Genomic DNA, 1,200 nt, shown 5'->3' on the forward strand with positions numbered 1-1,200 from the left:
TTAGGTTATGCGTCAAGTGTCCTTTTGGCTGGATAACGCTGATTCTAAGGCCTTTTCAGCTGTGAGCGGTAGTTCGCGTGTATCTTTGGCTTCGAAGCCGTCTCGGGTCTGTCAATTACGTGCTTTCGCGACGGAACCGGTAGCCGCCCTTTGATGCGCGCATGGCCTTGGCGATCGCCTTGTTGATGTCATCGAGATTGCAGGTCTCCGGATGGAACTTGCGACCCACCCACCGGCGCATGGCTTTATGTTCCTCGTGGTCGGGATCGAGCCAGGCTCCGAGGAAGTCAGCATAGCCTGAAGTCCCACCAACATCTTCGGGAGGTCCGGACCGTTTGCCTGCGATACAGCGAGGATATTTGGCATTCTGCTCGCGCGCGACGCGCTCCAGGCGCAGCAGATGACGCCAATTATCACCAAAGTCGTATTCGTAGAGGATCGTGAGAGGTTTTTCCCGTGGGTCGTAGGGAAAGTGAAGGTCGATCATCCTGACCTCGGTCGCCTCGAAGGTCCGGCTGTCTGACAGACCGTCCTCATCGAACTCCGGTGCCCCGTAGATAAGGCCGCCAATATTGAACTGATGCAAATGACTGTCGGTCCAGCCAAAGGCGGCCTGCAGCACCTCGTGGAGTTGGGCGAGGTTAAGAGTGATTGGCAGTTCGAGCGTGCGGCTGATCATGGGCTCGATGTCGAGGATATGAGCCTCGGCGCGCACTATAAATCTGTCTGGGTCAAAGGAATCAAACATGCCGCAGATCATGCCGCGCACGAGTGCCGCAGGCAATGGACAGGACGACAATTGTCCTTCGACGAGCGCGGTAATCGCAGACGACATCAGGATTTTGGTCCGCGCGGGAGAGGCACCGGCTTCATGGCGCGATCGCGCTCAGTGATCAGGCGGGCATTCTGACGCTTCTGTCGCTCGACCTCCGCCTCGGCGTCGAGGATGCGCTTCAGCAGGACGGCATTTTCCGTCACCATACGCCGCTCCTCGATCTGCAAGACCTGGATCAAAGCGCGCTGCTGGGCGAGTTTGTCTTCCCAGGCCGCCAGCTTCTCGGGCACGATCTTGCGATCGCTGGCGCGACGCAACTCATCGATCATCGAGCGATGATTGGTGTAGATGGCGTTGCGGCCGACACGCGCTTCGCGTGCGAGCGTGGCAATGGTCAGACGGTAGGATCGCTTTTGCAAGTCCGG

The 1,200-nt window shown here is 58.3% G+C and carries 2 protein-coding genes; both read right to left on the reverse strand.

The genetic code is table 11. The features are described 5' to 3' along the window. Positions 1-115: 115 nt before the first annotated feature. Entirely contained in the window at positions 116-760 is a 645-nt protein-coding gene (locus K7H91_RS25475; RefSeq protein WP_330166051.1) for a plasmid pRiA4b ORF-3 family protein, read from the reverse strand. A 74-nt stretch (positions 761-834) separates the two neighbouring features. Beyond that, a partial coding sequence (locus tag K7H91_RS25480) for a hypothetical protein (RefSeq protein ID WP_230722961.1) occupies positions 835-1,200 on the reverse strand: 366 nt, incomplete at its 5' end.

Origin of the sequence: Martelella mediterranea (genome assembly GCF_021021415.1) — a bacterium.
Classification (GTDB): Bacteria; Pseudomonadota; Alphaproteobacteria; order Rhizobiales; family Rhizobiaceae; genus Martelella; species Martelella mediterranea_C.